25 protein-coding genes are annotated in these 24562 nt (G+C 38.5%); 24 read left to right on the top strand and 1 reads right to left on the bottom strand.

Annotated features, from left to right (window positions below; translation table 11 throughout):
- Positions 1 to 53: 53 nt before the first annotated feature.
- Together ACQY77_RS11435 and ACQY77_RS11430 are read left to right on the top strand one after the other, a co-directional pair.
- A complete protein-coding gene (locus ACQY77_RS11435) occupies positions 54 to 1250 on the top strand; it encodes a glycoside hydrolase family 88 protein (RefSeq protein WP_421942011.1) in 1197 nt (398 codons plus the stop codon).
- An 8-nt stretch (positions 1251 to 1258) separates the two neighbouring features.
- Positions 1259 to 2521, top strand: a complete 1263-nt coding sequence (locus ACQY77_RS11430) for a DUF2264 domain-containing protein (protein ID WP_421942012.1) — start codon at positions 1259 to 1261, stop codon at positions 2519 to 2521.
- 464 nt (positions 2522 to 2985) lie between these two features.
- Here ACQY77_RS11430 and metK read toward each other — a convergent pair whose 3' ends face one another.
- Positions 2986 to 4236 (bottom strand): methionine adenosyltransferase, encoded by a 1251-nt coding sequence (gene metK / locus ACQY77_RS11425; protein ID WP_421942013.1) that lies wholly within the window; start codon positions 4234 to 4236, stop codon positions 2986 to 2988.
- A gap of 222 nt (positions 4237 to 4458) precedes the next feature.
- On the opposite strand from metK, the gene ACQY77_RS11420 reads away from it, so the two are divergent.
- The 22 genes from ACQY77_RS11420 (at position 4459) to nuoL (ending at position 24562) form a co-directional block, all read left to right on the top strand.
- Positions 4459 to 5340 (top strand): diacylglycerol/lipid kinase family protein, encoded by an 882-nt coding sequence (locus ACQY77_RS11420; protein ID WP_421942014.1) that lies wholly within the window; start codon positions 4459 to 4461, stop codon positions 5338 to 5340.
- Positions 5341 to 5385: 45 nt separating this feature from the next.
- The gene (locus ACQY77_RS11415; RefSeq protein WP_421942015.1) at positions 5386 to 5736 is read left to right on the top strand and encodes a translation initiation factor; all 351 of its coding nucleotides are present in this window, start codon (positions 5386 to 5388) and stop codon (positions 5734 to 5736) included.
- Positions 5737 to 6083: 347 nt separating this feature from the next.
- Positions 6084 to 7679: a phosphoenolpyruvate carboxykinase (ATP) gene (gene pckA / locus ACQY77_RS11410; protein ID WP_421942016.1), complete on the top strand. Its 1596-nt coding sequence runs from the start codon at positions 6084 to 6086 to the stop codon at positions 7677 to 7679.
- A gap of 300 nt (positions 7680 to 7979) precedes the next feature.
- On the top strand, positions 7980 to 8810 hold the full coding sequence (locus ACQY77_RS11405) for a MotA/TolQ/ExbB proton channel family protein (RefSeq protein ID WP_421942017.1): 831 nt from the start codon (positions 7980 to 7982) through the stop codon (positions 8808 to 8810).
- Between the two features lie 77 nt (positions 8811 to 8887).
- A complete protein-coding gene (locus ACQY77_RS11400) occupies positions 8888 to 9502 on the top strand; it encodes a biopolymer transporter ExbD (RefSeq protein ID WP_090887353.1) in 615 nt (204 codons plus the stop codon).
- Between the two features lie 3 nt (positions 9503 to 9505).
- Positions 9506 to 10012, top strand: a complete 507-nt coding sequence (locus ACQY77_RS11395) for an ExbD/TolR family protein (protein WP_421942018.1) — start codon at positions 9506 to 9508, stop codon at positions 10010 to 10012.
- 18 nt (positions 10013 to 10030) lie between these two features.
- Positions 10031 to 10852: an energy transducer TonB gene (locus ACQY77_RS11390; protein ID WP_421942019.1), complete on the top strand. Its 822-nt coding sequence runs from the start codon at positions 10031 to 10033 to the stop codon at positions 10850 to 10852.
- Positions 10853 to 11094: 242 nt separating this feature from the next.
- Positions 11095 to 12003 carry a PstS family phosphate ABC transporter substrate-binding protein gene (locus ACQY77_RS11385; protein WP_421942020.1) on the top strand — a complete coding sequence of 303 codons (909 nt, stop codon included), beginning with the start codon at positions 11095 to 11097 and terminating at the stop codon, positions 12001 to 12003.
- Between the two features lie 147 nt (positions 12004 to 12150).
- On the top strand, positions 12151 to 13869 hold the full coding sequence (locus ACQY77_RS11380; RefSeq protein ID WP_421942021.1) for a tetratricopeptide repeat protein: 1719 nt from the start codon (positions 12151 to 12153) through the stop codon (positions 13867 to 13869).
- 81 nt (positions 13870 to 13950) lie between these two features.
- Positions 13951 to 14322 (top strand): NADH-quinone oxidoreductase subunit A, encoded by a 372-nt coding sequence (locus ACQY77_RS11375; protein ID WP_421942022.1) that lies wholly within the window; start codon positions 13951 to 13953, stop codon positions 14320 to 14322.
- A 205-nt stretch (positions 14323 to 14527) separates the two neighbouring features.
- Positions 14528 to 15070, top strand: coding sequence for an NADH-quinone oxidoreductase subunit B (locus ACQY77_RS11370; protein WP_090887371.1), 543 nt, complete (start codon positions 14528 to 14530; stop codon positions 15068 to 15070).
- Entirely contained in the window at positions 15070 to 15570 is a 501-nt protein-coding gene (locus tag ACQY77_RS11365; protein ID WP_421942023.1) for an NADH-quinone oxidoreductase subunit C, read from the top strand. Before ACQY77_RS11370 ends, ACQY77_RS11365 begins: the two co-directional genes overlap by 1 nt.
- Before the next feature lie 3 nt (positions 15571 to 15573).
- A complete protein-coding gene (locus ACQY77_RS11360) occupies positions 15574 to 16788 on the top strand; it encodes an NADH-quinone oxidoreductase subunit D (RefSeq protein ID WP_421942024.1) in 1215 nt (404 codons plus the stop codon).
- The gene (gene nuoE, locus ACQY77_RS11355) at positions 16781 to 17296 is read left to right on the top strand and encodes an NADH-quinone oxidoreductase subunit NuoE (RefSeq protein ID WP_421942025.1); all 516 of its coding nucleotides are present in this window, start codon (positions 16781 to 16783) and stop codon (positions 17294 to 17296) included. The genes ACQY77_RS11360 and nuoE overlap by 8 nt, the downstream gene beginning before the upstream one ends.
- Before the next feature lie 75 nt (positions 17297 to 17371).
- A complete protein-coding gene (nuoF, locus tag ACQY77_RS11350) occupies positions 17372 to 18739 on the top strand; it encodes an NADH-quinone oxidoreductase subunit NuoF (protein ID WP_421942026.1) in 1368 nt (455 codons plus the stop codon).
- Between the two features lie 102 nt (positions 18740 to 18841).
- Positions 18842 to 19093, top strand: a complete 252-nt coding sequence (locus ACQY77_RS11345) for a hypothetical protein (RefSeq protein ID WP_421942027.1) — start codon at positions 18842 to 18844, stop codon at positions 19091 to 19093.
- Positions 19094 to 19156: 63 nt separating this feature from the next.
- Positions 19157 to 20167 carry a 2Fe-2S iron-sulfur cluster-binding protein gene (locus ACQY77_RS11340; RefSeq protein ID WP_421942028.1) on the top strand — a complete coding sequence of 337 codons (1011 nt, stop codon included), beginning with the start codon at positions 19157 to 19159 and terminating at the stop codon, positions 20165 to 20167.
- The gene (gene nuoH / locus ACQY77_RS11335) at positions 20167 to 21204 is read left to right on the top strand and encodes an NADH-quinone oxidoreductase subunit NuoH (RefSeq protein WP_421942029.1); all 1038 of its coding nucleotides are present in this window, start codon (positions 20167 to 20169) and stop codon (positions 21202 to 21204) included. The genes ACQY77_RS11340 and nuoH overlap by 1 nt, the downstream gene beginning before the upstream one ends.
- A 2-nt stretch (positions 21205 to 21206) precedes the next feature.
- Positions 21207 to 21710, top strand: a complete 504-nt coding sequence (locus ACQY77_RS11330; protein WP_090887392.1) for a NuoI/complex I 23 kDa subunit family protein — start codon at positions 21207 to 21209, stop codon at positions 21708 to 21710.
- A 107-nt stretch (positions 21711 to 21817) separates the two neighbouring features.
- On the top strand, positions 21818 to 22321 hold the full coding sequence (locus tag ACQY77_RS11325; protein ID WP_421942030.1) for an NADH-quinone oxidoreductase subunit J: 504 nt from the start codon (positions 21818 to 21820) through the stop codon (positions 22319 to 22321).
- A complete protein-coding gene (gene nuoK / locus ACQY77_RS11320; RefSeq protein ID WP_090887400.1) occupies positions 22321 to 22650 on the top strand; it encodes an NADH-quinone oxidoreductase subunit NuoK in 330 nt (109 codons plus the stop codon). Before ACQY77_RS11325 ends, nuoK begins: the two co-directional genes overlap by 1 nt.
- 19 nt (positions 22651 to 22669) lie before the next feature.
- On the top strand, positions 22670 to 24562 hold the full coding sequence (nuoL, locus tag ACQY77_RS11315) for an NADH-quinone oxidoreductase subunit L (protein ID WP_421942386.1): 1893 nt from the start codon (positions 22670 to 22672) through the stop codon (positions 24560 to 24562).

Genomic DNA, 24562 nt, shown 5'->3' with positions numbered 1-24562 from the left:
TTCACTTATTCGATCATTTAAAATTAGTAACAACAAAAACCTATAAAAAGAGTATGAAGAAATTATTGTTTACTGTATGCTTTCTGGTAACTGCCGTGATAGCTGGTGGGCAAATGGCAAATGGAGAAAAGGAATCCATGGAAAGCCTGATCGATAAACAGTTTAAGTTGGCGCAGAAACAGTATCAATTATTAGCAAAAAACACCCCTGTTAACCGGATGCCAAAAACCTATTACCCTGCTTCAAAAAAAACGGAAAGCAGTGATACCCAATGGTGGTGCAGCGGATTTTATCCGGGATCACTTTTATATATATATGAGTATACCAAAGATTCGGCAACTTTTAATGAGGCAAAGAAGCGTTTGGCGATTCTGGAAAAAGAAAAACATTATACGGGTAATCACGATCTTGGATTTATGATGTTTTGTAGTTTTGGTAATGCTTACAGGATTACTAAAAATTCAAATTATAAACCAACAATTGATACCGCTGCGGCATCATTAATAACCCGCTACCGTCCCGGTGCAAAAGTTATTCAATCCTGGAATTCGAGCAAGAAATGGAAAGGCCCCGTTATTATCGATAACCTCATGAACCTGGAGTTGCTATTGTGGGTTGCTGCCAATGGTGGCGATGATAAATATCGTAAAATCGCAGTAGAACATGCCGATGCTACGATGAAGAATCATTTCAGAAAAGATTATAGTTCCTATCATGTAGTAGATTATGATATGAATACTGGAAAAGTACTTAAAAAGGGTACTTCTCAGGGCGCGGCAGATAGTTCGGCATGGAGCAGAGGTCAGGGTTGGGCACTTTATGGCTATACCATGATGTACCGGTTTACTAAAAACAAACAATATTTGGATTTTGCCAAAAACATTGCCAAGTTTATCTTAAATAACCCTGCAATGCCCGATGATCAGGTTCCTTATTGGGATTTTAATGCTCCAGGAATCCCTAATACTTATAAGGATGCATCTGCTGCTGCTGTTATTGCCTCTGCATTTTTAGAATTGGGCCAATATACCCAGGGAAAAGACAGGGCGCTATACGTAAAACATGCAGAGCAAATGTTGAGGTCGCTTTCTTCAAGTACCTATACAGCTAAGGAAGGTGATAACGGAGGATTTTTGCTAATGCACAGTACTGGCGCACTGCCATTAAAATCTGAAGTTGATGTGCCACTGAGTTATGCAGATTATTATTATTTAGAGGCTTTGTTACGTTATAAAAACTGGTATCTATAAAGAACAAAATGGAAAGAAGAAAATTTATTGGTGCCCTTTCATTAACAGGGTTTTTAGGTACTTTAAACCCAAAAACAGTTTTAGCACTGGATACAGATGAAACGGTTACCGGTACCCTGAAAAAAACTAACGATAGAACATACTGGTATAAGCTGTTATACAAAATTGCAAATCCGGTAGTGAGCAATCTGGCAAACGGAACATTGGTAAAAAATATGCCGTTGATCACTTCTCCTACATTCGATTCGCGTACGCCAGCGGTTTCTTACCTGGAAGCTGTTGGCCGCTGCTATGCGGGCATTGCCCCCTGGCTCGCACTTCCTGATGATGATACAGAAGAGGGAACATTGAGAAAAAAGCTCCGCATGGATGCGATTAAGGGGCTTGATAGTTGTTTCGCAGCCAACAGCCCGGACAAGCTCAATTTTGCAAAAGATCATCAACCCATTGTAGATGCAGCCTATTTAGCACAAACCTTTTTAAGGGCACCAGAGGCATTATGGAAACCGCTCAAACCTGAAACTAAAGAAGCTATTATTGCGGCTTTTAAGTCATTACGGAACAGGAAGCCTTTTAAAAGCAACTGGTTATTGTTCGGCTCTATTACAGAAGCATTTCTGCTTTCTGTTGGCATAGCACCCGATGAAGCCCGTTTAAATGAGGGGGTAGACAAGCTTAATGAATGGTATAAGGGCGATGGCTGGTATGGCGACGGACCAAATTTAGCTTTTGATTACTACAATTCATTTGTTATTCATCCTATGATGGTTGATACACTTGAAGTAATGCTAAATAAAGGTTTGGTTAAAGCCGAAAGGTATGAACTGGCTTTAAAACGCATGCAACGTTATGCGCTTGGTCAGGAGCGCATGATTTCTCCTGAAGGAACCTATCCTCCAATTGGAAGGTCAATTACCTATAGAACCGGCGCATTTCAGGCTTTAAGCCAGATAGCTTTAATGAAAAAACTACCAGCTTCCATTAAACCAGCTCAGGTGCGCGCTGCACTTACCAAAGTAAAACAGAATATGTATGATGTTCCCGGAACCTTCGATAAAATGGATTGGTTGCAGCTGGGATTCTGTGGTCATGATCCGGAAATTGCTGATTATTACACATCCACCGGAAGTTTGTACATGGCTACACTGTCATTCCTGCCTTTAGGTTTACCCGCAACTGATGAGTTTTGGTCGGCACCAGCTGCCGATTGGACGGCAAAAAAAGCCTGGGCAGCTAAAACATTCCCGAAAGATTATCACGTAGATTTTTAAAAGCGTTAAAGGTTGCAACCTGGTGTTCAGCGCTATGTTTCTGCTCCCAGCCCCACAACCCACAACTTTTAACCCATAACCAAACAGAAAAGCCACCGGTAAGGTGGCTTTTCTGTTTATAAGTTATTCTGGAAATTAATTTTTAGCGCCATGTTTCTGCCCTCAGCCCCACAACCCACAACTTTTAACCCATAACTAAACAGAAAGGCCACCGGTAAAGTGGCTTTTATGTTTATAATTTATTTTAGATATTAATGTTTAGCGCTATATTTCTGCTCCCAGCCCCACAACCCACAACTTTTAACCCATAACAACAGAAAAGCCACCGGTAAGGTGGCTTTCTGTTTATAAGTTATTCTGGAAATTAATTTTTAGCGCCATGTTTCTGCTCCCAGCCCCACAACCCACAACTTTTAACCCATAACCAAACAGAAAAGCCACCGGTAAGGTGGCCTTTCTGTTTACTAAATATTGAATGCTGATTTTACCTGATCAACATAGTCTAACTTTTCCCAGGTAAACAAGTCAACCGTAACAGTTTTCTCTTCACCATTAGGAGTTCTGAAAGTCTTGCTAACTGTTTCAGGCGTACGACCCATATGGCCATAGGCAGCAGTTTCGCTATAAATCGGATTTCTTAATTTTAAACGTTGTTCAATAAAATAAGGACGCATATCGAAAATAGATTCAACGATTTTAGCAATCTCGCCATCCGTTTTATTAACTTTTCCGGTACCATAAGTATTAATATAAATACCCATTGGCTTTGCAACACCAATTGCATAAGATACCTGAACTAAAATCTCATCTGCAACACCAGCAGCTACCAGGTTTTTAGCGATGTGACGTGTAGCATATGCTGCACTTCTATCTACTTTACTCGGATCTTTTCCAGAGAAAGCACCGCCACCATGAGCGCCTTTACCACCATAAGTATCTACAATAATTTTTCTGCCAGTTAAGCCCGTATCTCCGTGAGGACCACCAATTACGAATTTTCCGGTAGGGTTAATGTGGTACTGAATAGCATCATTAAATAAGTGTGCATATTGTGGATTGTTTTTAATAATTCTTGGAATTAAAATTTCAATCAGATCTTGCTTGATTTTGGCGAGCATTTTTTCTTCCTCATCAAAATCATCATGCTGAGTAGAAATTACAATGGCATCAATGCGAACAGGCTTATTGTTGTCGTCATACTCTAAAGTAACCTGGCTTTTTGCATCAGGACGTAGATAAGTAATTTCATTATTTTCACGACGTAAAACAGCAAGCTCCTGCAATAACTTGTGCGACAAGTTTAAAGCTAAAGGCATGTAATCTGCAGTTTCATTTGTTGCATAACCAAACATCATACCCTGGTCTCCTGCGCCCTGCTCTTCCTTGTTGCTTCTGTCTACCCCCTGGTTAATATCCTGAGATTGCTCATGGATAGCAGAAAGAATGCCACAAGAATTTGCTTCGAACATATATTCGCTTTTAGTGTAACCAATTTTTTTGATCACATCTCGGGCAATCTGTTGCACATCTAAATATGTTGTAGACTTTACTTCGCCAGCTAAAATAACCTGACCTGTTGTAACCAGGGTTTCACAGGCAACCTTCGATTCAGGATCGAAAGCTAAAAAGTTATCAATTAATGCATCCGATATTTGATCGGCAATTTTATCTGGGTGGCCTTCAGATACAGATTCTGATGTAAATAAATATGACATTTATTAAATAATTAATGATAAATAAACACTTTAACTATGCCAAACCCCTGGAAACAGGTTTTTAAATTGATTGAAGGAGGTATTAGCACTTTTTTTTAAGTGGTTGCAATCCCTTTCTGCCAAAACAGAAGTAGCAAATCAGTCCACTCTAGTGTCGCAAAATTAGCATATTTTCTTTATTTCAAAAATTATAGATTATTTTGTGCTTTCATTCTTCACGACTTGCACACAAAGAAAAATATCCTGTTTATCATTAATCCCATTTCTGGTGGGAAAGGAAAAGTACGCATCCCTGACTTTATTGATAAGTATTTGGATAAAAATAAGTTCAATCCGAATTTTGTTTTTTCCGAGCGCGTAGGGCACGCGGCTGAGTTAGCCGATGAAGCTGCTACCAAGAATTTTGACATAATTGTGGCAGCAGGTGGCGATGGAACCATTAATGAGGTCGCTACTCAGGTACTCAAGCATCAAATCATTTTGGGCATTTTGCCTTTGGGTTCGGGCAATGGTTTGGCTAGATTTCTGCACATTCCAAAAAATATGCGCCAGGCCATTCAGGTCATCAACCAATTTAACATCGATCACATTGATTCCGCCACCTTTAACGATAAAAGTTTCTTCAATTTAGCAGGAATGGGCTTTGATGCTCATTTAAGTGCTGTTTTTTCTAAAGATAAAAAAAGAGGTTTATCTGGTTACCTCAAGCTGGGAATCAGAGAGATTTTCAATTATAAACCTCAGCAATATACTTTGAACATAGATGGCACAGCGTATAACCGAAAAGCTTTTGCCATTACGGTAGCCAATTCTTCACAATATGGCAATGATGTTTATATCGCGCCAGGCGCATCTGTTAAAGACGGCTTGCTGGATGTTTGCATTATTAAACCTTTTCCGATAATAAAATTGCCGATACTCAGTTATGTGATGTTAAGGGGGCAAGCCGAAACGTCTGACATGATTGAGATCATCAAAGGCAAGGAAATTCATATTCATCGTGAAAAGGCCGGAGCTGTACACATTGATGGAGAGCCTTTACAAATGGATGCCGAAATTAAGGCAATTGTGCAGCCTGGATCTTTACAGGTAATTGTACCTTAACATTTACAAATTTTTATTTATCCTCTTTTCCATACCTTATATATTATGAAGCCAAAAAAAAATAGTTTAAGCGATTTAGGTGGCATTATGTATTCTACAAATCCTGATTTTGAGTACGAACAAGAAGTGGATGACACCGTTACTGTGCCTAACCAGCAACAAGACCTCAGGGTAATGCTTGATAAAAAGAATCGTGGTGGAAAAGCAGTAACCTTAATTACAGGTTATAAAGGTAAAACAGATGACCTGGAAGTACTGGGCAAAATGCTTAAAAACAAATGTGGTGTTGGTGGCTCAGTAAAGGATGGTGAAATCCTGATACAGGGTGACGTAAGAGACAAGGTGCTGGCTATCTTACAAAAAGAAGGCTATAAAGTAAAAAAGGCCGGAGGATAAAGCTTTTAAATAAATGGCCTGAAGCAAAATCAGTCTTTTTAAGTTATAAAGTCTGATGTTTAGGTGCAAACTGCATGTGTTTGCTAATTTCCTATAGTCCATAATGTTGAAAATTCTAGCATACCATTAACCTTAGCGCTGGGTTAAACGTGTAGATTCATAATTTTGGCTGTTATACTTAGTGTAAAAAATCGCGAATTTTATCCTTGTAAAAACGCTTGTAAATCGTTGTAAATAAAATGTTTACATAATAGTGTATTTGCTACAATATGTAAAAAATTAATGTAAAACACTAGTTTTTTTGCTTTGCAACCCCTTACCTTTGCTGTACTAACTTACTTATTGTTATGAGCAAAAAGAAACTGCAAGCGCCAGATTTAAGCTATTTAAATTTGGGTAATCACGCTGCCGTAAGATACCAACTTACAGCAACCCAGCTAATTGATGAAGCACTGTTAAACAAGGAAGGCACTCTGGCCTCATCTGGGGCGCTGGCTGTAGATACCGGGAAATTTACAGGACGCTCCCCTAAAGACAAATTTATCGTATGCGATGAAATAACGACTGATACCGTTTGGTGGGGCGACATTAATATTAAGATTGATCCAGTTAAATTTGATGGACTTTTTAATAAAATTACAACCTATCTTAAGGATAAGACTATTTATGTAAGGGATTCATCTGCTTGTGCAAATCCAGATTATGCCATATCCATCAGGGTCGTTACCGAAACCGCTTATCAAAATCTTTTTGCCAACAACCTCTTTATTCGCCCGGATGATGAACAATTAGGCTCAGATCCTGAATGGACAATTATTGCTGCCCCAGGCTTTTTGGCCGATCCTGAAGTAGATGGCACCCGTCAAGGCAACTTTTCTATCATCAACTTTACCAGAAAAATGATTCTGATAGGCGGAAGTGGCTACACAGGAGAAATTAAGAAGGGCATTTTCTCTGTACTTAATTTCATTCTACCGATATATAAAAATACACTTTCTATGCATTGCTCGGCCAATGTAGGCAAGGATGGAGATACTGCAATCTTTTTTGGTTTATCGGGAACTGGAAAAACAACGCTCTCAGCCGATCCGGACAGGGGTTTAATTGGAGATGACGAGCATGGCTGGGGAAAGGATTCGGTATTTAACTTCGAAGGAGGCTGTTATGCCAAATGTATAGATCTTACCCAGGAGAACGAGCCTCAGATTTATAATGCAATTAAATTTGGTGCCTTGCTGGAGAACATTAACTTTTATGCCGGAACAAAGGATGTAGATTTTTGCAACATCGATAAAACCGAAAATACACGGGTGGCTTATCCGATTGAATATATTGATAATGCCATATTACCCTCAGTTGCAGCTGTACCGCGCAATATATTCTTTTTAACTGCAGATGCATTTGGCGTACTTCCACCAATCTCTAAACTGAATGTAGAACAGGCCATGTATCACTTTATGAGTGGCTATACAGCCAAAGTAGCCGGAACAGAAGCAGGGGTTACCGAACCACAACTTACATTTTCTGCCTGTTTTGGTAAAGCATTTTTGCCTTTACACCCTTCCAGGTACGCAGAACTGCTCGGCGAGAAAATGAAGCAGCACCAGGTTAATGTCTGGTTAGTGAATACAGGCTGGAGTGGCGGACCTTATGGCGTAGGTAAAAGGATGAAGTTAAGCTATACCCGGGCAATGATAACAGCAGCCCTGAATGGAGCGCTAAATCGTGTAAATTATAGTGAACATAAAATTTTTAACCTGATGATGCCGGTCGAATGTCCGGGAGTACCTTCAGAAATTTTGGACCCTTCCATGACCTGGCCAAGTGCCGAAGAATATCGTAAAAAAGCAAGCGAACTTCATGAAGCCTTCATCCAGAATTTTAAGCAATTTGAAGAACCAAAGCGAGTAAAAATACCCGAAGAGGTGTTAAAATTGTGTTAAATAGCGTTTAAAATGGATTTTTTCACCAAAAAATTTGCATTTGGATTTTTTTTTAGTTTTTATTGTGAAAGAATTGTCTCCAGCTGAGGCAATTTTTTTGTTATACAGCTAGGTGGTTTTACCGTAAACTAAAAGTTAAGTAACGATTTGATTGTTTATCGATTTATTAATTTGTAATTTAAAATCAATTTATAAATTTGTTTTTCGCAACAAAATCGGGTAATAAACGTTGTGTGTATTACAAAAGAAAAAAACAGCTAAAAATTAAAAACAAGAACTAAAACTAAAATTCAAAAAAAAATGGCAAACGCACCAAAACCAACAACTGTTAAAAAAGAGAGCTCTTCAAGTGCATCTAACGTTTTCGCAACATTGGTAATCCCTATCTGTATTGTAATTGGCTTCGTTATTTGGAGATACGTATTAGGGGATCCTTCTAACTTTATCGATAACAACAACGAAAACTTACCTTTGCCAAATAACTATCCTGGTACAGCTTACAAAGGTGGTCCAATCGTAGCGGTATTAATCGGTTTGTTATTAACTACTATCGTTTTCTCTATCGAGCGTTTAATCGTAATCAGCAAAGCAAGTGGTAAATCTAGCTTAGATGTTTTCATCATCAAAGTAAAAGGTTTATTAAACGCTGGTAACATCGAGGCTGCTAAAGCTGAGTGTGATAAACAACAAGGATCTGTTGCTAACGTAATTAAATCAGGTTTGAAAAAATACAGCGAAGTTGAGGCTGACACTAACTTAGATGTTGAGCAATCAATCGTTGCCATTCAAAAAGAAGTTGAAGAAGCTACTGCATTGGAAATGCCTATGTTAGAGCAAAACTTAACCATCATCGCTACCTTGGTATCTATCGGTACGTTAATTGGTTTATTAGGTACAGTAACAGGTATGATCCGTGCATTCGCCGGTTTAGCAAACTCTGGTGCTCCAGATCAAGCTGCATTAGCGGTAGGTATCTCTGAGGCCCTAATCAACACGATGACTGGTATCGCGGTTTCTACTTTAGCGATTATCATGTACAACATCTTAACTTCAAAAATTGATAAGTTAACTTACGCTATCGATGAAGCTGGATTTAGCATCGTTCAAACTTACGCTAGTTCGCATAAATAATAAATTTTGAAAAAATTTTTACCGGCTTTATGGAAAACCGGGAAAAAGATCATCATTATTAAAAAGTACTTAAAATTATGCCTAGAATTAAAGTTAAAAGAACCAGTACAGTAACAGATATGACCGCCATGTGCGACGTAGCTGCACTGTTACTTACGTTCTTCATATTAACTGCTACGGCAAGACAACCAGAACCACTAGCGGTATCAACACCTTCATCTACGTATGAATTTAAGGTTCCAGCTGAAAACAATGCAACGTTAACCATTGGTCAGGGTAAGGTTTTCTTCGAAGTAGCAGGCCAGAAAGTTAGGGCGAGAACCTTAGAATTGATCGGACAACAATACAAAATCAATTTTACTCCTGAGGAAATTAAAAAATTCTCTGTAGTATCTACATTTGGTGTTCCGGTTTCAAGTTTAAAATCGTTCTTAGCCATGTCTGGAGCAGATCGTATGAAACCAGGTGTTCAAACCGGTATTCCTACAGATTCTACAGATAATCAGTTAAACTCTTGGGTTTTACAGGCACGTACAGCAACAGCTGAAGTAAATCAGCAACCTATGCGTGTAAGTATCAAGGGCGATTCTAAAGAGGAATATCCTGTAGTTAAAAAAATCGTAGATGTTTTGCAGAAGCAAAAAGTGAACAAATTTTTATTGGTTACTAACGCTGAAGCTAGAAAAAAATAAGAGATGGCAGAATTAAACACAGGTGGGAAGAAAGCCACCCCAAGAGTAGATATGACGCCGATGGTAGATTTGATGTTCCTTTTGGTAACATTCTTTATCTTAACCACATCGATATCTACGCCACAGGCAATGGATATTGTTAAGCCAGATAAAGACGAAAACAACAAGGATAACAGGTTGGAACTGAAAGCTTCTAAAACGATGACTATTTTATTAGGTAAAAACGATAAAGTAGCCTGGTACATGGGAGAAGCTGGTGCAACAGCTCCAACATATGAAAGCTTATCTCAAGTTGAAAAGTCGATTATCGAAAACAGAAAAAAAGCAGATGCATCTGGAGTGAAGGGCGAGTTTGTGGTTTTAGTTAAACCTACAAGCGGCTCAAACTTCAAGAACTTTGTAGATATAATGGATGAATTGGAAATATTAAAGATAAAAGTTCGTCAGATTGATGACGACAATATCTTGGATAGTGAAAAAGAGTCAATGAGATCTCAGGGTATTTTATAATTTGTTAAATCAGTAATCATGTCAAAATTAGATATATTAAGAAGGCAGTGGATTGATGTAGTTTTTGCTGAAAAAAACAAAAACTACGGCGCCTACCAGTTGCGTAAAACCAATGGGGCCAATACCACTCGGGCATTAATTATTGGTTCATTAGTATTTCTAGCGCTTTTCTTTGCTCCAAAAATCTACGGATTAATTAAAGGTTCTTTAAAAGAGGACGAGCCAATTGAAAAAGCACAGGAAGTAATTATTGCACCTCCGCCCCCAGTTAATCCAGAAACACCACCTCCACCTCCGGTAGAGCCACCTCCACCAAAGGTAGATCAGGTAAAAATGCCACCTCCAATCGTAAAGCCAGATGAGCAGGTACGTGATGAGGAACCTCCAACCGTTGAAAAGTTGAAAGAGGCAGATCCAGGTCAAAGAGATATTAAAGGTGATCCAACAGCAGATATTGTAATCGCTGCTCCAGTTGGTGAAGGCCCTAAAAAAGAAGCAGCGGTTGCTGTTGATGATAACCAGGTTTATGACTTCGTTAGTATCGAGAAACAACCAGAGTTTCCGGGAGGCTTACCTAAGTTCTACAAGTACTTAAGTGGTGCGATTAAATATCCACCAATGGCTCAGGAAAACAACGTACAAGGTAAAGTGTTTTTATCTTTCGTGGTAGAAAAAGATGGTAAATTAACCGATATTACAGTTACACGTGGATTAGGAAGTGGTACAGATGAAGAGGCCATCCGCGTATTAAAAGCCAGCCCACGTTGGAATCCAGGTATTCAAAATGGTAAACCAGTAAGGGTAAAATACAACATCAACGTTAACTTTACATTGAACTAATTGTAGATGTTAAATTTTGATATCTTTAAGCAAAAATCGCCTAAACAGCGGTTTTTGCTCATTTTAGGGCTAGCGGCCTTCCTGTTATATCTCGTAATGGGGCTTGCCTTCATCTTTTGGCCTCCACTTGCTTTGCGTTTTAATTTCATCCCAAACTGGGGACGCATCGCGATAGGAATCTTTTTAATTTTTTATGCTTTTGTAAGATTGTTAAGTCTTGGAAGGCGAGACTCAAGCCAATAATGAAAAATATTCTCTTCATTTTTATGGTACTTGCTTTATTTTCATGTAAAAGAAAGGATAAAACAGCAAGTGTTAAAGAAACCAGAACCAGCGGCACAATGAAAATGCTCGTTGATGAAAGCGTGAGTCCAATTGTTCAGAAACAAATCGATATCTTTAGTCTGGATTATCCTGAAGCAAAGTTTGAAACTACAGTAAAACCTGAAGAAAAGATTATCGCTGCGTTTCTAAATGATAGTGTCCGCGTAATCGTAATGCCCCGATTACTCAATAAACAGGAGGAAAAGTATTACAAACAACGTGGTATCAAAATCAATTCAGTACGTTTCGCCATTGATGGAATCGCATTAATTACCAATAAGGACAATATTGATAGCACTATTACCGTTAAGGAAGTGATTGATGTATTACAGGGGAGAAATTCAGATAAGAAATTGGTCTTTGATAACGCTTATTCAAGTACCTTTCAATACTTTAAACACTTGGCTAATATCAGCCAGTTTCCCGCAAAAAACGTTTATTCAAAAAAATCAAGCAATGAAGTTATCAAACTTGTTGCGCAGGATAAAAATTTTATTGGTATTTTGGGCGTAAATTGGATTTCTGATCAGAATACCGAAATGGCTCAATACCTGGCTCAGGTTAAAATGCTGGGGGTTAAAAATGAAAAAGGAAAAGTAGGGAGTGATAAGTTTTATAAGCCCACGCAAGAAAATCTTATTAACGGAGTCTATCCTTTTCTAAGAAACGTAAATATAATTGAGTGCGAAGGTAGAGATGGTTTAGGCACAGGATTTGCAACATGGTTAAGAAGCCAGAGAGGACAGCTGATTGTACTTAAATCTGGACTTGGCCCGCATAAGCTAATGCCAAGAGAAATAAATTTAACTAAGGAAAGTAATAAATAAATTATAAATTGAACCACGAAGTATTTAGAGATAATGCTTCATAATTGTTAAAACCAATGTTGGCTAGGTTTCGGTTGGAGATTTTGGATAAAGTAGAACTCGCTCCGACCAGATTTACAAAACATTTAAAAACAAAAAATTGATCCAATGAAAATTTCAAAGAAAGCAATAACCTTAAATGTAGGTTTGGTGTTGATGGGTTCTGCAGTTTTTGCTCAAAGTTTAAGTGATGCGAAAAAAGCCATTGACGCAGAACAGTATCAAAAAGCTTCATCGATGCTTAAATCGTTGGTTAGCTCTAAAGCCTCAGATGGCGCAAACTATTATAACCTGGGTTTGGTTTACCTAAAAACTGGTTACATCGATTCAGCAAGAGCCGTGTTCACCAAAGGTGTAACTGCTGATCCAAAAAATGCTTTAAACCTGATCGGTTTAGGTGAAGCAGATCTATTGTCAAACAATGCAGCTTCAGCAAAAACCAATTTCGATAAAGCAATAGAATTGGGTAAAAAAGACTACCAAACTTACTTGCAAATCGGTAGAGCTTATTTAGCTCAGGATAAACCAAGTGAGGATGTTTCTAAGCCTGATTTCACTAATGCAATTGCCAATATCACTAAAGCAGATGAATTAGATTCGAAAGATAAAGATGCTGAGGTGTTTTTAGCATTAGGTGATGCTTATGCATTGCAAAAGAAGAACTCAGAAGCATTAGGCCCTTATATGCGTGTTAATGATGTTGATCCAAACAACAGAAGAGCAAAAACGCAGATCGGTAAAATGTATAAAGAATCTCGTGCATTTCCTGAAGGCGAAAAAGAATTACAAGATGTAATTGCTGCAGACGCCAATTATGGTCCTGCTTACCGCGAATTAGGTGAGTTATATTTACAGTGGAGTAATTTCGGTACAGATAAAGAAAAAGCTGCTAAAGGAATCGAAAATTATAAAAAGTATATCGATTTAACAGATAAGTCTTTAGAGTCTCAATTACGCTATATGACTTTCTTGTTCTATGCTAAAGATTTCAAAACTTTACAACAGGTAGCTTCGACTATTCAGGTTCCTGCAAATAATCCTAAAGCAGCAGTAGTAGCAAGGATGAAAGGTTGGTCTGCGTATGAAAATGCACAATATCCTCAGGCTTTAACAGATATGACTGATTTCTTTGCAAAAGAAAAAGATCAGTCTAGAATTTTGGCTAACGATTACCTTTACTTAGGAAAATCTCAGTTGAGAGCTGGTCAGGATAGCTTGGCTTTAATCAATATCAGCAAGGCTGTTGAGAAAGATTCTACCAATGCTGATGCTTTGGCTGAGATTGCAAAAAGCTATTTTGATGCAAAGAAATATGAGAAATCTGCAGAGATTTACGGAAAGGCAATTAAAGCTAACCCGAATGGTAAAGGATCATTATATAACTATTATTATAATGCCTTAGCTTACTACTTTGATTATGCAGGGAAATATAGCGCTAAGCAAAACCCAACAAAAGATGGTTTGGTAAAAGCTGATTCTTCTATCGCAAAAGTAACCCAATTGGCTCCTGATACTTATGATGCTTATTTATGGAGAGCACGTATCAATAACTTAATGGATGATGAAAAAGATCCTAAAGGTTTAGCTAACCCATTCTTTGAGCAGTTCATTCAAAAAGTAACAGAGAAACCAGAAGTTGCATCTGCTAACGGTAAAAAGCTTTCTGAAGCTTATGATTCATTAGGTGGTTTCTATTACTACAAGGATAAAGAAAAAGCGAAAGAATATTTTAACAAGAGTATCGCTGTAAATCCGGCAGGTACATTTGCTCCTGCAAAATTGAAGGAGTTGAGTGCTCCGGCAGCAGCTACTAAAGGAAAAAAATAATCAATTTAAAATCATTTAGAAAAGGCAGGGTTTTGTTATCCTGCCTTTTTCTTTTACTTTTGCAATCAAATTATACTTATTATGCAAGCGCAAAGTGCCCCTATAGATTTTCTTCCCATTATATTTCAGGTTATTGTAGCATTAGGTTTTGTGGTAACTACATTAGTAGCAACCCACCTTTTAGGTCCTAAACGCAAAACAAGCGATAAATTAGAAACCTTTGAGGCTGGGATTAAGTCTGTGGGTAATGCCCGTCAGCCTTTCTCCATTAAGTATTTCGTAGTCGCTATTTTATTCGTACTTTTTGATGTGGAGGTTATCTTTATGTACCCCTGGGCTGTTAATTTCAGGGCTTTAAAAATGGACGGTATGATTGAAATGTTCATTTTCATGGGTACGCTACTGTTGGGTTTTATCTACGTAATCAAGAAAAAAGTTTTAGACTGGAACTAGATTGTTTGTAGTTTTAATTTATAGTTGAGACTTGTCAATTGTAAATTTTTAGCTAGAAACTACAAGTGTATAGCTTACACTAACAGCAGGGGTTTTTCATTATTTAGAAAGGTTCTAAATCGAGTAGTTCTAGTTTAATTGCCTTTAAAATATCGTAAATTTGTTGCTCATTCTGCAAAGGGATGAGCATTTTTTGTTTAAAGACATGAGTGAAATTAATATAGTTGATGCGCCGCCGGGAACTGAAGGACCTGGTTATTTTGCCACTTCTTTGGATAAAGTGATCGGTTTGGCCCGTTCAAATTCATTATGGCCGCTTCCATTCGCTACTTCTTGCTGTGGGATTGAATTTATGGCGACCATGGGTTCTCATTATGATTTAGGTCGTTTCGGCGCTGAACGTTTGAGCTTTTCTCCTCGTCAGGCCGATGTGCTAATGGTGATGGGCACTATCGCAAAAAAAATGGCTCCGGTTTTAAAACAGGTTTATATTCAAATGGCTGAGCCACGTTGGGTAATGGCTGTTGGTGCCTGTGCCAGTAGCGGTGGTATTTTTGATACCTATTCTGTTTTACAGGGTATTGATGAGGTAATCCCGGTAGACGTTTATGTTCCCGGATGCCCGCCAAGGCCGGAAGCTATTCTTGATGGCTTTCAACGAATTCAGGATTTGGTTAAAAACGAATCCGGTAGAAGAAGAAATTCAGAATATTATAAAAATCTTTTAGGTCAATACGGCATTAAATAATGGAAGAAACTACACTGAATAGCGAAATTCTAACTAAACTGGGTGAAAGGTTTGGAGAGAAAGTGACGGGTGTTTCTGAACCCTATGGTTTGCTAACATTTGTAACCACAAAAGATGTGATTGTTAATGTGCTTTCTTATTTAAAGACCGATCTTAAGTTCAATTTCTTAACTGATATAACTGCAGTTCATTATCCTGAAAAGGAACACGGTATTGCAGTGGTTTACCATTTGAATAATATGGTGGAACGCTTAAGAATCAGAGTAAAAGTTTTTATTTCAGAGCAAAACCCGACAATCCCAACGGCCACTACCATTTGGAAGGGTGCGAATTGGATGGAGCGCGAAACTTATGACCTTTTTGGCGTTAAGTTCGAGGGGCATCCTGACCTTCGCCGCATTTTAAATATGGACGATTTAGGAGTGCATCCGATGTTGAAGCAGTATCCATTAGAAGATCCGAACAGGGTTGATAAAAAAGACGAATTTTTTGGAAGGTAAATTATGAATCATAACCATCCGGTATTTACAGATAATGATCCACAGAGTGAATTGGTAACCCTAAACTTAGGTCCAACCCACCCTGCAACACACGGTGTTTTTCAAAACGTTTTGCAATTAGATGGCGAACGTATTGTAAGCGGCGTTTCTACAATTGGGTACATCCACCGTGCATTCGAAAAGATTGCCGAACACCGCCCTTTTTATCAGATTACACCTTTAACCGATCGTTTGAACTATTGTTCATCGCCAATCAATAACATGGGCTGGCACATGACGGTTGAGAAGTTGTTAAACATTAAATTGCCTAAAAGGGTAGATTACTTAAGGGTAATCGTAATGGAGCTTTCTCGCATTGCCGATCACATTATCTGTAATACGATTATTGGCCAGGATACTGGGGCAACTACCACTTTCTTGTACCTTTTCCAATTCCGTGAGCATATCTACGAAATTTTCGAAGAGGTTTGCGGCGCACGTTTAACTACTAATATTGGTCGTATAGGTGGTTTTGAACGCGATTTCAATGATATCGCCTTTGCTAAAATCAATAAGTTTTTAAAAGAGTTTCCAAAGGCTTTAAAGGAATTTGAAGCACTATTAAATAGAAACAGAATCTTTATTGACAGAACTGCCGGCGTTGCTGAGGTAACCAAGGAAGCGGCTTTAGAGTATAGCTGGACAGGCCCCCTTTTGCGTGCAACAGGTGTAGATTATGATGTTCGTGTAAGTGATCCATATTCTTCTTACCAGGATTTCGATTTTGAGGTTCCGGTTGGGACAAGTGGTGATATTTATGATCGCTATTTAGTACGTAATGAGGAAATGTGGCAGAGTTTGCGCATCATTGAGCAAGCCATGGAAAAATTAAAATCTGAGGAAAAAGGCATCTTCCATGCTGATGTTCCTGAATTTTATCTGCCTCCGAAACAAGAAGTTTACAACAACATGGAAGCATTAATTTATCACTTTAAAATTGTGATGGGTGAAATTGATGCACCAAAGGCTGAAGTTTATCATGCTGTAGAGGGTGGAAACGGCGAGTTAGGTTTTTACCTGATTAATGATGGCGGACGTACACCTTACCGTTTACACTTCCGCAGACCAAGTTTTATAAATTACCAGATGTTTGCACCAATGAGCGAAGGCATGTTATTGTCTGATGCCATTATCAACATGAGTAGTATGAATATTATTGCAGGAGAATTAGATGCTTAAAGTAGAAGAACAAACACCTGTAGTGTTTTCATCAGAATTGCTGGCCAAATTTGATGAAATCAAAAGCCGTTATCCAGAGGGAAAACAAAAATCGGCCTTGTTACCACTATTACATTTGGTACAGGCAGAATATTTATGGGTTAGCACTTCAGCAATGGATCAGGTAGCTGAATACTTAAACATTCAGTCTATCGAAGTTTATGAAGTAGCTACTTTTTACACCATGTACTTTTTAAAACCTCAAGGTAAATATGCTTTGGAGGTATGTCGTACAGGGCCTTGTTGCCTGGTAGGTGCTGAAAAGATATTGAGCCATCTGGAAGATAAACTAGGTGTAAAAGAAGGGGAAGTAACTCCCGATGGATTATTTAGTTTCAGAGGTGTTGAATGCCTTGCTGCTTGTGGTTTCGGCCCGGTATTGCAAATCAGCCCGGAATATACTTTCTACGAAAACCTGACAACAGATAGCGTAGATAAATTGATTGAAGATTTAAAAAATAAGTCCTAAGTCGAGCGTCTAAAGTTGAGAGTTGTTTTGACTTGAGACTAAAGACTAAAGACTACAAACTATAGACTAATTAAAATGTCTCGAAAACTGTTACTTGAGCATATAAACGTACCAGGCATCAACACGCTTGAAGTCTACCGCCAAAAAGGCGGGTACCGTGCCGTGGAAAAAGCCCTTAAAACTTTAACACCTGAAGAGATTGTTGAAGAAGTTAAGAAATCAGGCTTACGTGGCCGTGGTGGTGCGGGTTTCCCAACGGGAATGAAATGGAGCTTTTTGGCTAAACCTGAAGGTGTTGCACGCTATTTGGTTTGTAATGCTGATGAGTCTGAGCCGGGAACATTTAAAGACCGTTATTTGATGACTTACATTCCTCATGCTTTAATTGAAGGAATGATTGTATCGAGTTTTGCCTTAGGGGCAAAAGTTTCCTACATCTATGTTCGTGGCGAAATGATGCCACAGATCCGTATCCTGGAAAGAGCAATAGCTGAAGCTAAAGCTGCCGGATGGTTGGGTAAAAACATATTGGGAACAGGTTACGATTTGGAACTTTATGTTCAGCCTGGTGGTGGTGCTTACATTTGTGGTGAAGAAACCGCTTTGTTAGAATCATTAGAAGGAAAAAGAGGTAACCCCAGAATTAAACCACCTTTCCCTGCAATTGCAGGTTTGTATGGCTGCCCTACAGTAGTAAACAACGTGGAATCAATTGCTGCAGTTGTGCCAATTATTAACGATGGTGGCGATGAGTATGCTAAAATAGGTATCGGTAGAAGTACAGGTACAAAATTAATATCTGCATCTGGTAACTTAGCTAAACCAGGTGTTTATGAAATCGAATTGGGCTTACCAGTAGAAGAATTTATCTACTCTGATGAATATTGTGGTGGTATTGCTAATGGAAAAAGATTGAAAGCTACTGTTGCAGGTGGTTCTTCTGTACCAGTTTTACCTGCAAACTTAACACTTAAGTTAGCTAATGGTGAGCCACGCTTAATGAGCTATGAATCTTTATCGGAAGGTGGTTTTGCTACCGGAACGATGTTAGGTTCAGGTGGATTCATTGCTTTTGATGAAGACCAGTGTATTGTGCGCAACACCTGGAACTTCTCCAGGTTTTATCACCATGAAAGCTGTGGTCAGTGTTCTCCTTGCCGTGAGGGTACAGGTTGGATGGAGAAAATTCTTCATAAAATTGAGCATGGTCATGGAACAATGGATGATGTTGATTTATTGTGGGATGTTCAGCGCAAAATCGAGGGTAATACGATTTGTCCTTTAGGAGATGCGGCTGCATGGCCGGTTGCCAGCGCGATCCGTCACTTTAGAGATGAATTTGAGTGGCACATTAAAGAGCCGGTTAAGAGCCAGCAGCAAAATTATGGTATTGCAAATTATGCGAAACCAATAGAAAAAGCTCCGGTAACGGAAGAAAAATAACCATCAAGAGTAAGAAACAAAATAATTCTAAGATCGCAAATTGCAACCTTAGGAGATAAATTAAAAGAGATCGTATAAAATGAAGTTCTAAGGTCACAATTTGTGACCTTAGAACAAGGAAAATACTCCAAATATCTGCCGTTTGCCTTTAGCGAACATGGGATTTTGCAGCTTAGAACGATGGTTTTGAGTAATACTGAGATAAAATTAGAGGTTGAGAAAATAAGAAAGAAAGTAGACAGCCAGGATCGAAATATTGAAATTATTTTCAGGTATTTTGATGAGCTCTTGGAAAAGCAGGCTGAGCCAAGAATAAAAATTGGTTACGAGATTTCAAAAGGGAAGTATAAATAAAAAGATTGCTGTGTATCTCACAATATGGTACAAAGCATTGAATATAAATGAATATCATTAACCATGAGTGAAAAAATTAAGGTTACGATAGATGGAATAACAGTGGAGGTTGATAACGGAACAACCATTCTGAATGCTGCAAGGCAAATCGGAGGGGATATCGTGCCGCCGGCAATGTGTTATTATTCCAAATTACAAGGCAGCGGTGGTAAATGTCGTACCTGCATTGTAAAGGTTACTAAAGGTTCTGAGAAAGATCCTCGCCCAATGCCGAAACTGGTTGCATCTTGCCGTACAACGGTAATGGATGGTATGGAAGTGTTAAATATCACTTCACCTGAAGTTTTGGAAGCACGTGCTGGTGTTGTAGAGATCTTATTGATCAACCACCCATTGGATTGTCCGGTTTGTGATCAGGCTGGAGAGTGCGATTTACAAAATTTAGGCTATGAGCACGGTTTGCAAAAAACACGCTACGAGTTTGAGCGTCGTACTTTCGATCGTATTGACATTGGTGATAAAATTCAATTGCATATGAACCGTTGTATCTTGTGCTATCGTTGTGTTTTCACTGCTGACCAGATTACCAATAAGCGCGTTCATGGTATTTTGAACCGCGGCGATCACTCAGAAATCTCTACTTATATTCAAACAGCTGTTGATAACGACTTCTCTGGAAACGTAATTGACGTTTGTCCGGTAGGTGCCTTAACCGATAGAACTTTCCGTTTCAAAAACAGGGTTTGGTTTACTAAACCAGTTGATGCTCACCGCAACTGTGATCATGAAAAATGCAATGGGAAAGTGACTTTATGGTATAAAGGCGAAGACGTATTGAGGGTTACAGCACGTAAAGATCAGTTTGGAGAAGTAGAAGAGTTTATTTGTAACACTTGCCGTTTTGATAAAAAAGCTACTTCTGATTGGGTGATTGAACAGCCAACTCATATTGATGATACATCTGTAATTGCATCAAATCATTACGAAACATTAAAGCCATTACCAGTAATTAACCCTAACCCGGCATTACAGGCAGCAAATGAAATTGAATTACATAAAACAGTAAAATACTAATGGATAGCGGTTTTATTATAGAAAAATTCCTTCTGGTTGCTGTAATTTTCGGCATCAGTTTACTTATTGCCATGTATTCTACTTATGCAGAACGTAAAGTTGCTGCATATTTACAAGATCGTTTAGGCCCGGATAGAGCTGGTCCTTTTGGTATTTTACAACCTTTAGCCGATGGTATTAAGATGTTTATGAAGGAAGAAATTATTCCTACTACATCCAACAGATGGCTATTTGTTGTAGGCCCTGGTTTGGCATTGCTTTGTGCCTGTATTGGTACGGCTGTAATTCCCTGGGGAAGCCCAATGGTTATTGGCGATAAAGTTATTCCATTACAAGTATCTGATATCAACGTAGGTGTATTATACATCTTTGGTGTAGTATCTTTAGGTGTTTACGGTGTAATGATCGGTGGCTGGGCATCTAATAACAAGTATTCCTTGTTAAGTGCTATTCGTGCGGCATCACAAAATATCAGTTATGAAATCGCGATGGGATTATCAATCATTGCATTACTGCTGATAACGAATACACTCAGTTTAAAGGAAATCGTAGATCAGCAACATGGCTGGAGATGGAACGTGTTATATCAGCCATTAGGGTTTATCATTTTTATGGTATGTTCTTTCGCAGAAACCAACCGTGCTCCTTTCGATTTGCCAGAGTGTGAAACCGAATTAATTGGTGGTTACCACACCGAGTATTCCTCTATGAAATTAGGTTTTTACCTGTTTGCAGAATACATCAACATGTTTGTTTCGTCTGCAGTAATGGCAGCATTATATTTTGGCGGATACAACTATCCGGGAATGGATTCAATGGCGGAATTATTAGGGCCTACCTGGGCTCCATTATTTGGAACAGGTATTTTCTTCCTGAAAATCTTTGCTTTCATCTTTTTCTTCATGTGGGTACGTTGGACAATCCCTCGTTTCCGTTATGACCAGTTGATGAACTTGGGTTGGAAAGGATTAATCCCATTGGCTATTGCCAATATTATTGTAACAGGAATTGTGATTGCGGTTATTGAGAAGTTTTAATTATGGAATCATTAAGTAATAAGAAAAAAGTATTAGAGCAAAAACCTTTAAACCTGGCAGAGCGGTTATATCTTCCTGCTATTGGTAAAGGAATGGCCATTACTTTTAGCCACTTGTTTAAGAAAACGGCTACAGTACGTTACCCTGAGGTAGAGCGAGAATTCTCTACTAATTTTAGAGGAATGCACTCGCTTAAGCGTGATGAACAAGGACGTGAGCGTTGTACCGCCTGTGGCTTATGTGCACTATCATGCCCTGCTGAAGCCATTACCATGATTGCGGCAGAACGTAAAAATGAAGAAAAGCATTTGTACCGCGAGGAAAAATATGCTGCAACTTATGAAATCAATATGTTGCGTTGTATTTTCTGTGGTTTATGCGAAGAAGCTTGTCCGAAAGAGGCCATTTATTTAGATGGACCTATCGTTCCTGCTGATTATCTGCGTAAGGATTTTATTTACGGGAAAGATAAATTGGTAGAGGCTCCTTTGGAAATGAAAAAGTAATAAACAATATTATCGTCATTGCGAGGAACGAAGCAATCCTAAGGCAATAGACTAAACAATAAGATTGCTTCAAGCCCTGAATAAGGGCTGAATAAATAAACAAATTAATGAGTACACAAGTATTCTATTTCGTAGCTACATTAAGTATCATCTTTTCGCTGATGGTGATTTTTGCAAAAAATCCTATCCACAGTGTATTGTACTTAATTCTGACCTTTTTTACCTTCACGGTTCATTACGTGCTGTTAAACGCACAGTTTTTGGCAGTTGTAAACTTTATTGTTTACATGGGGGCTATCATGGTATTATTCCTCTTCGTATTGATGCTCCTTAACTTAAATAAAGAAACGGAGCCGTCCAAATCACCATTAATTAAGATCATTGGTGTTATTGCGGGTGGTTGTTTAGCTGTAACTTTAATCGGTTCGTTAAAATCTGCCAGCATTACAAGCCCACTTATTTTAAAAAATCAGGAATTAGGCTTGGTAGAGAATTTAGGTAAGGAACTTTTCGGACCATTCTTATTGCCATTCGAATTATCATCTCTATTACTGTTGGCAGCAATGGTTGGAGCTGTTTTATTATCTAAAAGAGATGAGGTAGAAGCATAATGGAAAATTTAACTACACAACTTCAAGGCGTTCCGTTAAACCATTACATCTGGTTAAGTGCAATTATTTTCACTATTGGTGTAATTGGAGTGTTAACCCGTAGAAACGCAATCGTAATTTTCATGTCGGTAGAATTAATGTTAAATGCGGTAAACCTGCTTTTAACGGCTTTCTCTGTACACAGTAACGACCCATCAGGTCAGGTTTTCGTATTCTTTATTATGGCATTGGCAGCAGCAGAAGTAGCTGTTGGGCTAAGTATAATTGTAATGGTGTATAGAAATACGAAATCGATAGATATTAATGTTTTAAATCGCCTTAAGTGGTAAATATATATTAAGAATGACAATAGAACAATTGATTTGGTTGGTTCCTTTACTTCCTTTTTTAGGTTTTGTAATTAACGGACTGGGCAGAAAATCTTTATCTAAAGGACTTGTTGGTGTTATTGGAAGTGGAGTAATCCTTGCTTCGTTTATCATTAGCGTAGTTATTTTCTTTAGTTTACAAGGCGATACGCAGAAATCTCACGAAGTATTTTTATTTGATTGGATTAGTGCCGGAACTTTGCACATACCGCTATCGTTTTTGGTTGATCCATTAAGTTCAATCATGCTTTTGATCATCACCGGGATTGGTTTCCTGATTCACCTTTACTCTACCAGCTACATGCATGATGACGAAGGATTTGGTAAATTCTTTAGTTACCTGAACTTGTTTGTGTTCTTCATGCTTTTATTGGTGTTGGGCTCGAACTATATCGTAATGTTTATTGGTTGGGAAGGAGTTGGTTTATGTTCATACCTTTTAATTGGATTTTGGTATACCAATACAGCCTATGCATCGGCAGCTAAGAAAGCTTTTGTAATGAACCGTATTGGCGACTTAGGCTTTTTATTGGGGGTCTTCTTATTATTTAACTTCTTCGGAAGTGTAGAATTCGCGAAAATTTTCCCTCAGGCGGCTACAATGTTACCGGGAAATAACACGATGGTTTTGATCACTATCTTATTATTTATCGGAGCCTGCGGTAAATCAGCTCAGCTACCATTATTTACCTGGTTACCTGATGCGATGGCAGGACCAACACCTGTTTCGGCTTTGATTCATGCTGCTACCATGGTAACAGCTGGTATTTATATGATTGCCCGCTCAAGTGTTTTATTTGACCTTGCACCATTAACGCAACATATCATTGCTGTTGTGGGAATAGCTACTGCTTTGATCGCAGCAATCATTGCTTTAACACAAACTGACATTAAGAAAGTATTGGCTTATTCAACTGTATCTCAATTGGGTTATATGTTCTTAGGCTTAGGAGTTGGTGCTTATACAGGTTCATTCTTCCACGTATTAACGCATGCATTCTTCAAAGCGTTGTTATTCCTGGGCGCGGGTTCAGTTATTCACGCCATGCATCACGAACAAGATATGCGTCACATGGGTGGTTTAAGAGGCAAACTTAAAACAACATTTGCTACCATGATGATTGGAACGATTGCTATTGCAGGTCTTCCTCCATTCTCCGGTTTCTTTTCTAAAGATGAAATATTAGCACACGCTTATCAGGCTAGTCCGATATTGTGGGGAATAGGTGTACTTACTGCTTTCTTAACTGCATTCTATATGTTTCGTATGATGTTTTTAACCTTCTCTGGTAAATACAGGGGAACGCATCATGCAGAAAGCCATATTCATGAATCTCCAGGAGCGATGACGCTTCCATTGATCATTCTTGCAGTGTTGGCCGCTGTTGGTGGAGCCATCAACATCCCTCATGTTTTCGGTGGCAATGAATGGTTAGCACACTGGTTATCGCCAGTGGTTGCACAACACGAATTAGAGTTGAGCCATAGCACAGAATTTGCCTTAATGGGTGTTTCTGTTTTGGCAGCGGTGGTAGCTACTATTTACGCTTATAGTAAATATGTTAAAGGTGCTCATGTTCCTGTCGCTGATGAAGCACCAAGAACAGCCCTGGCTAAACTATCCTACAATAAATTCTATCTGGATGAGATTTACGATTTCTTATTTACGAAACCATTAAATGCTTTATCTAAATTTTTCTATAAAATTCTGGATAGTAAATTCATCGATGGAATTGTAAACGGATTAGGTTGGAGTACAAACGAAGCGAGTAAAGGTATCCGCTTATTACAAAGTGGAAATGTAGGTTTCTATATTTTCATGATGGTATTTGGTATCATCGCATTGTTGCTATATACATTTTTATACATCTAA

It is taken from the genome of Pedobacter sp. (genome assembly GCF_965279535.1).
Classification (GTDB): domain Bacteria; phylum Bacteroidota; class Bacteroidia; order Sphingobacteriales; family Sphingobacteriaceae; genus Pedobacter.
This window is presented reverse-complemented; position numbering and strand designations above follow the sequence as displayed.

Bases quoted from the DNA above. Each gene is read 5' to 3' on its own strand.
- ACQY77_RS11395 (WP_421942018.1), top strand. From the start codon at position 9,506: ATGGCAGAATTAAACACAGGTGGGAAGAAAGCCACCCCAAGAGTAGAT.
- ACQY77_RS11400 (WP_090887353.1), top strand. From the start codon at position 8,888: ATGCCTAGAATTAAAGTTAAAAGAACCAGTACAGTAACAGATATGACC.
- ACQY77_RS11365 (WP_421942023.1), top strand. From the start codon at position 15,070: ATGGAAGAAACTACACTGAATAGCGAAATTCTAACTAAACTGGGTGAA.
- ACQY77_RS11360 (WP_421942024.1), top strand. From the start codon at position 15,574: ATGAATCATAACCATCCGGTATTTACAGATAATGATCCACAGAGTGAA.
- ACQY77_RS11340 (WP_421942028.1), top strand. From the start codon at position 19,157: ATGAGTGAAAAAATTAAGGTTACGATAGATGGAATAACAGTGGAGGTT.
- ACQY77_RS11330 (WP_090887392.1), top strand. From the start codon at position 21,207: ATGGAATCATTAAGTAATAAGAAAAAAGTATTAGAGCAAAAACCTTTA.
- metK (WP_421942013.1), bottom strand. From the start codon at position 4,236: ATGTCATATTTATTTACATCAGAATCTGTATCTGAAGGCCACCCAGAT.
- ACQY77_RS11380 (WP_421942021.1), top strand. From the start codon at position 12,151: ATGAAAATTTCAAAGAAAGCAATAACCTTAAATGTAGGTTTGGTGTTG.
- nuoE (WP_421942025.1), top strand. From the start codon at position 16,781: ATGCTTAAAGTAGAAGAACAAACACCTGTAGTGTTTTCATCAGAATTG.
- ACQY77_RS11405 (WP_421942017.1), top strand. From the start codon at position 7,980: ATGGCAAACGCACCAAAACCAACAACTGTTAAAAAAGAGAGCTCTTCA.
- ACQY77_RS11435 (WP_421942011.1), top strand. From the start codon at position 54: ATGAAGAAATTATTGTTTACTGTATGCTTTCTGGTAACTGCCGTGATA.
- pckA (WP_421942016.1), top strand. From the start codon at position 6,084: ATGAGCAAAAAGAAACTGCAAGCGCCAGATTTAAGCTATTTAAATTTG.
- ACQY77_RS11325 (WP_421942030.1), top strand. From the start codon at position 21,818: ATGAGTACACAAGTATTCTATTTCGTAGCTACATTAAGTATCATCTTT.
- ACQY77_RS11385 (WP_421942020.1), top strand. From the start codon at position 11,095: ATGAAAAATATTCTCTTCATTTTTATGGTACTTGCTTTATTTTCATGT.
- nuoH (WP_421942029.1), top strand. From the start codon at position 20,167: ATGGATAGCGGTTTTATTATAGAAAAATTCCTTCTGGTTGCTGTAATT.
- ACQY77_RS11375 (WP_421942022.1), top strand. From the start codon at position 13,951: ATGCAAGCGCAAAGTGCCCCTATAGATTTTCTTCCCATTATATTTCAG.
- ACQY77_RS11430 (WP_421942012.1), top strand. From the start codon at position 1,259: ATGGAAAGAAGAAAATTTATTGGTGCCCTTTCATTAACAGGGTTTTTA.
- nuoK (WP_090887400.1), top strand. From the start codon at position 22,321: ATGGAAAATTTAACTACACAACTTCAAGGCGTTCCGTTAAACCATTAC.
- ACQY77_RS11370 (WP_090887371.1), top strand. From the start codon at position 14,528: ATGAGTGAAATTAATATAGTTGATGCGCCGCCGGGAACTGAAGGACCT.
- nuoF (WP_421942026.1), top strand. From the start codon at position 17,372: ATGTCTCGAAAACTGTTACTTGAGCATATAAACGTACCAGGCATCAAC.
- ACQY77_RS11415 (WP_421942015.1), top strand. From the start codon at position 5,386: ATGAAGCCAAAAAAAAATAGTTTAAGCGATTTAGGTGGCATTATGTAT.
- ACQY77_RS11390 (WP_421942019.1), top strand. From the start codon at position 10,031: ATGTCAAAATTAGATATATTAAGAAGGCAGTGGATTGATGTAGTTTTT.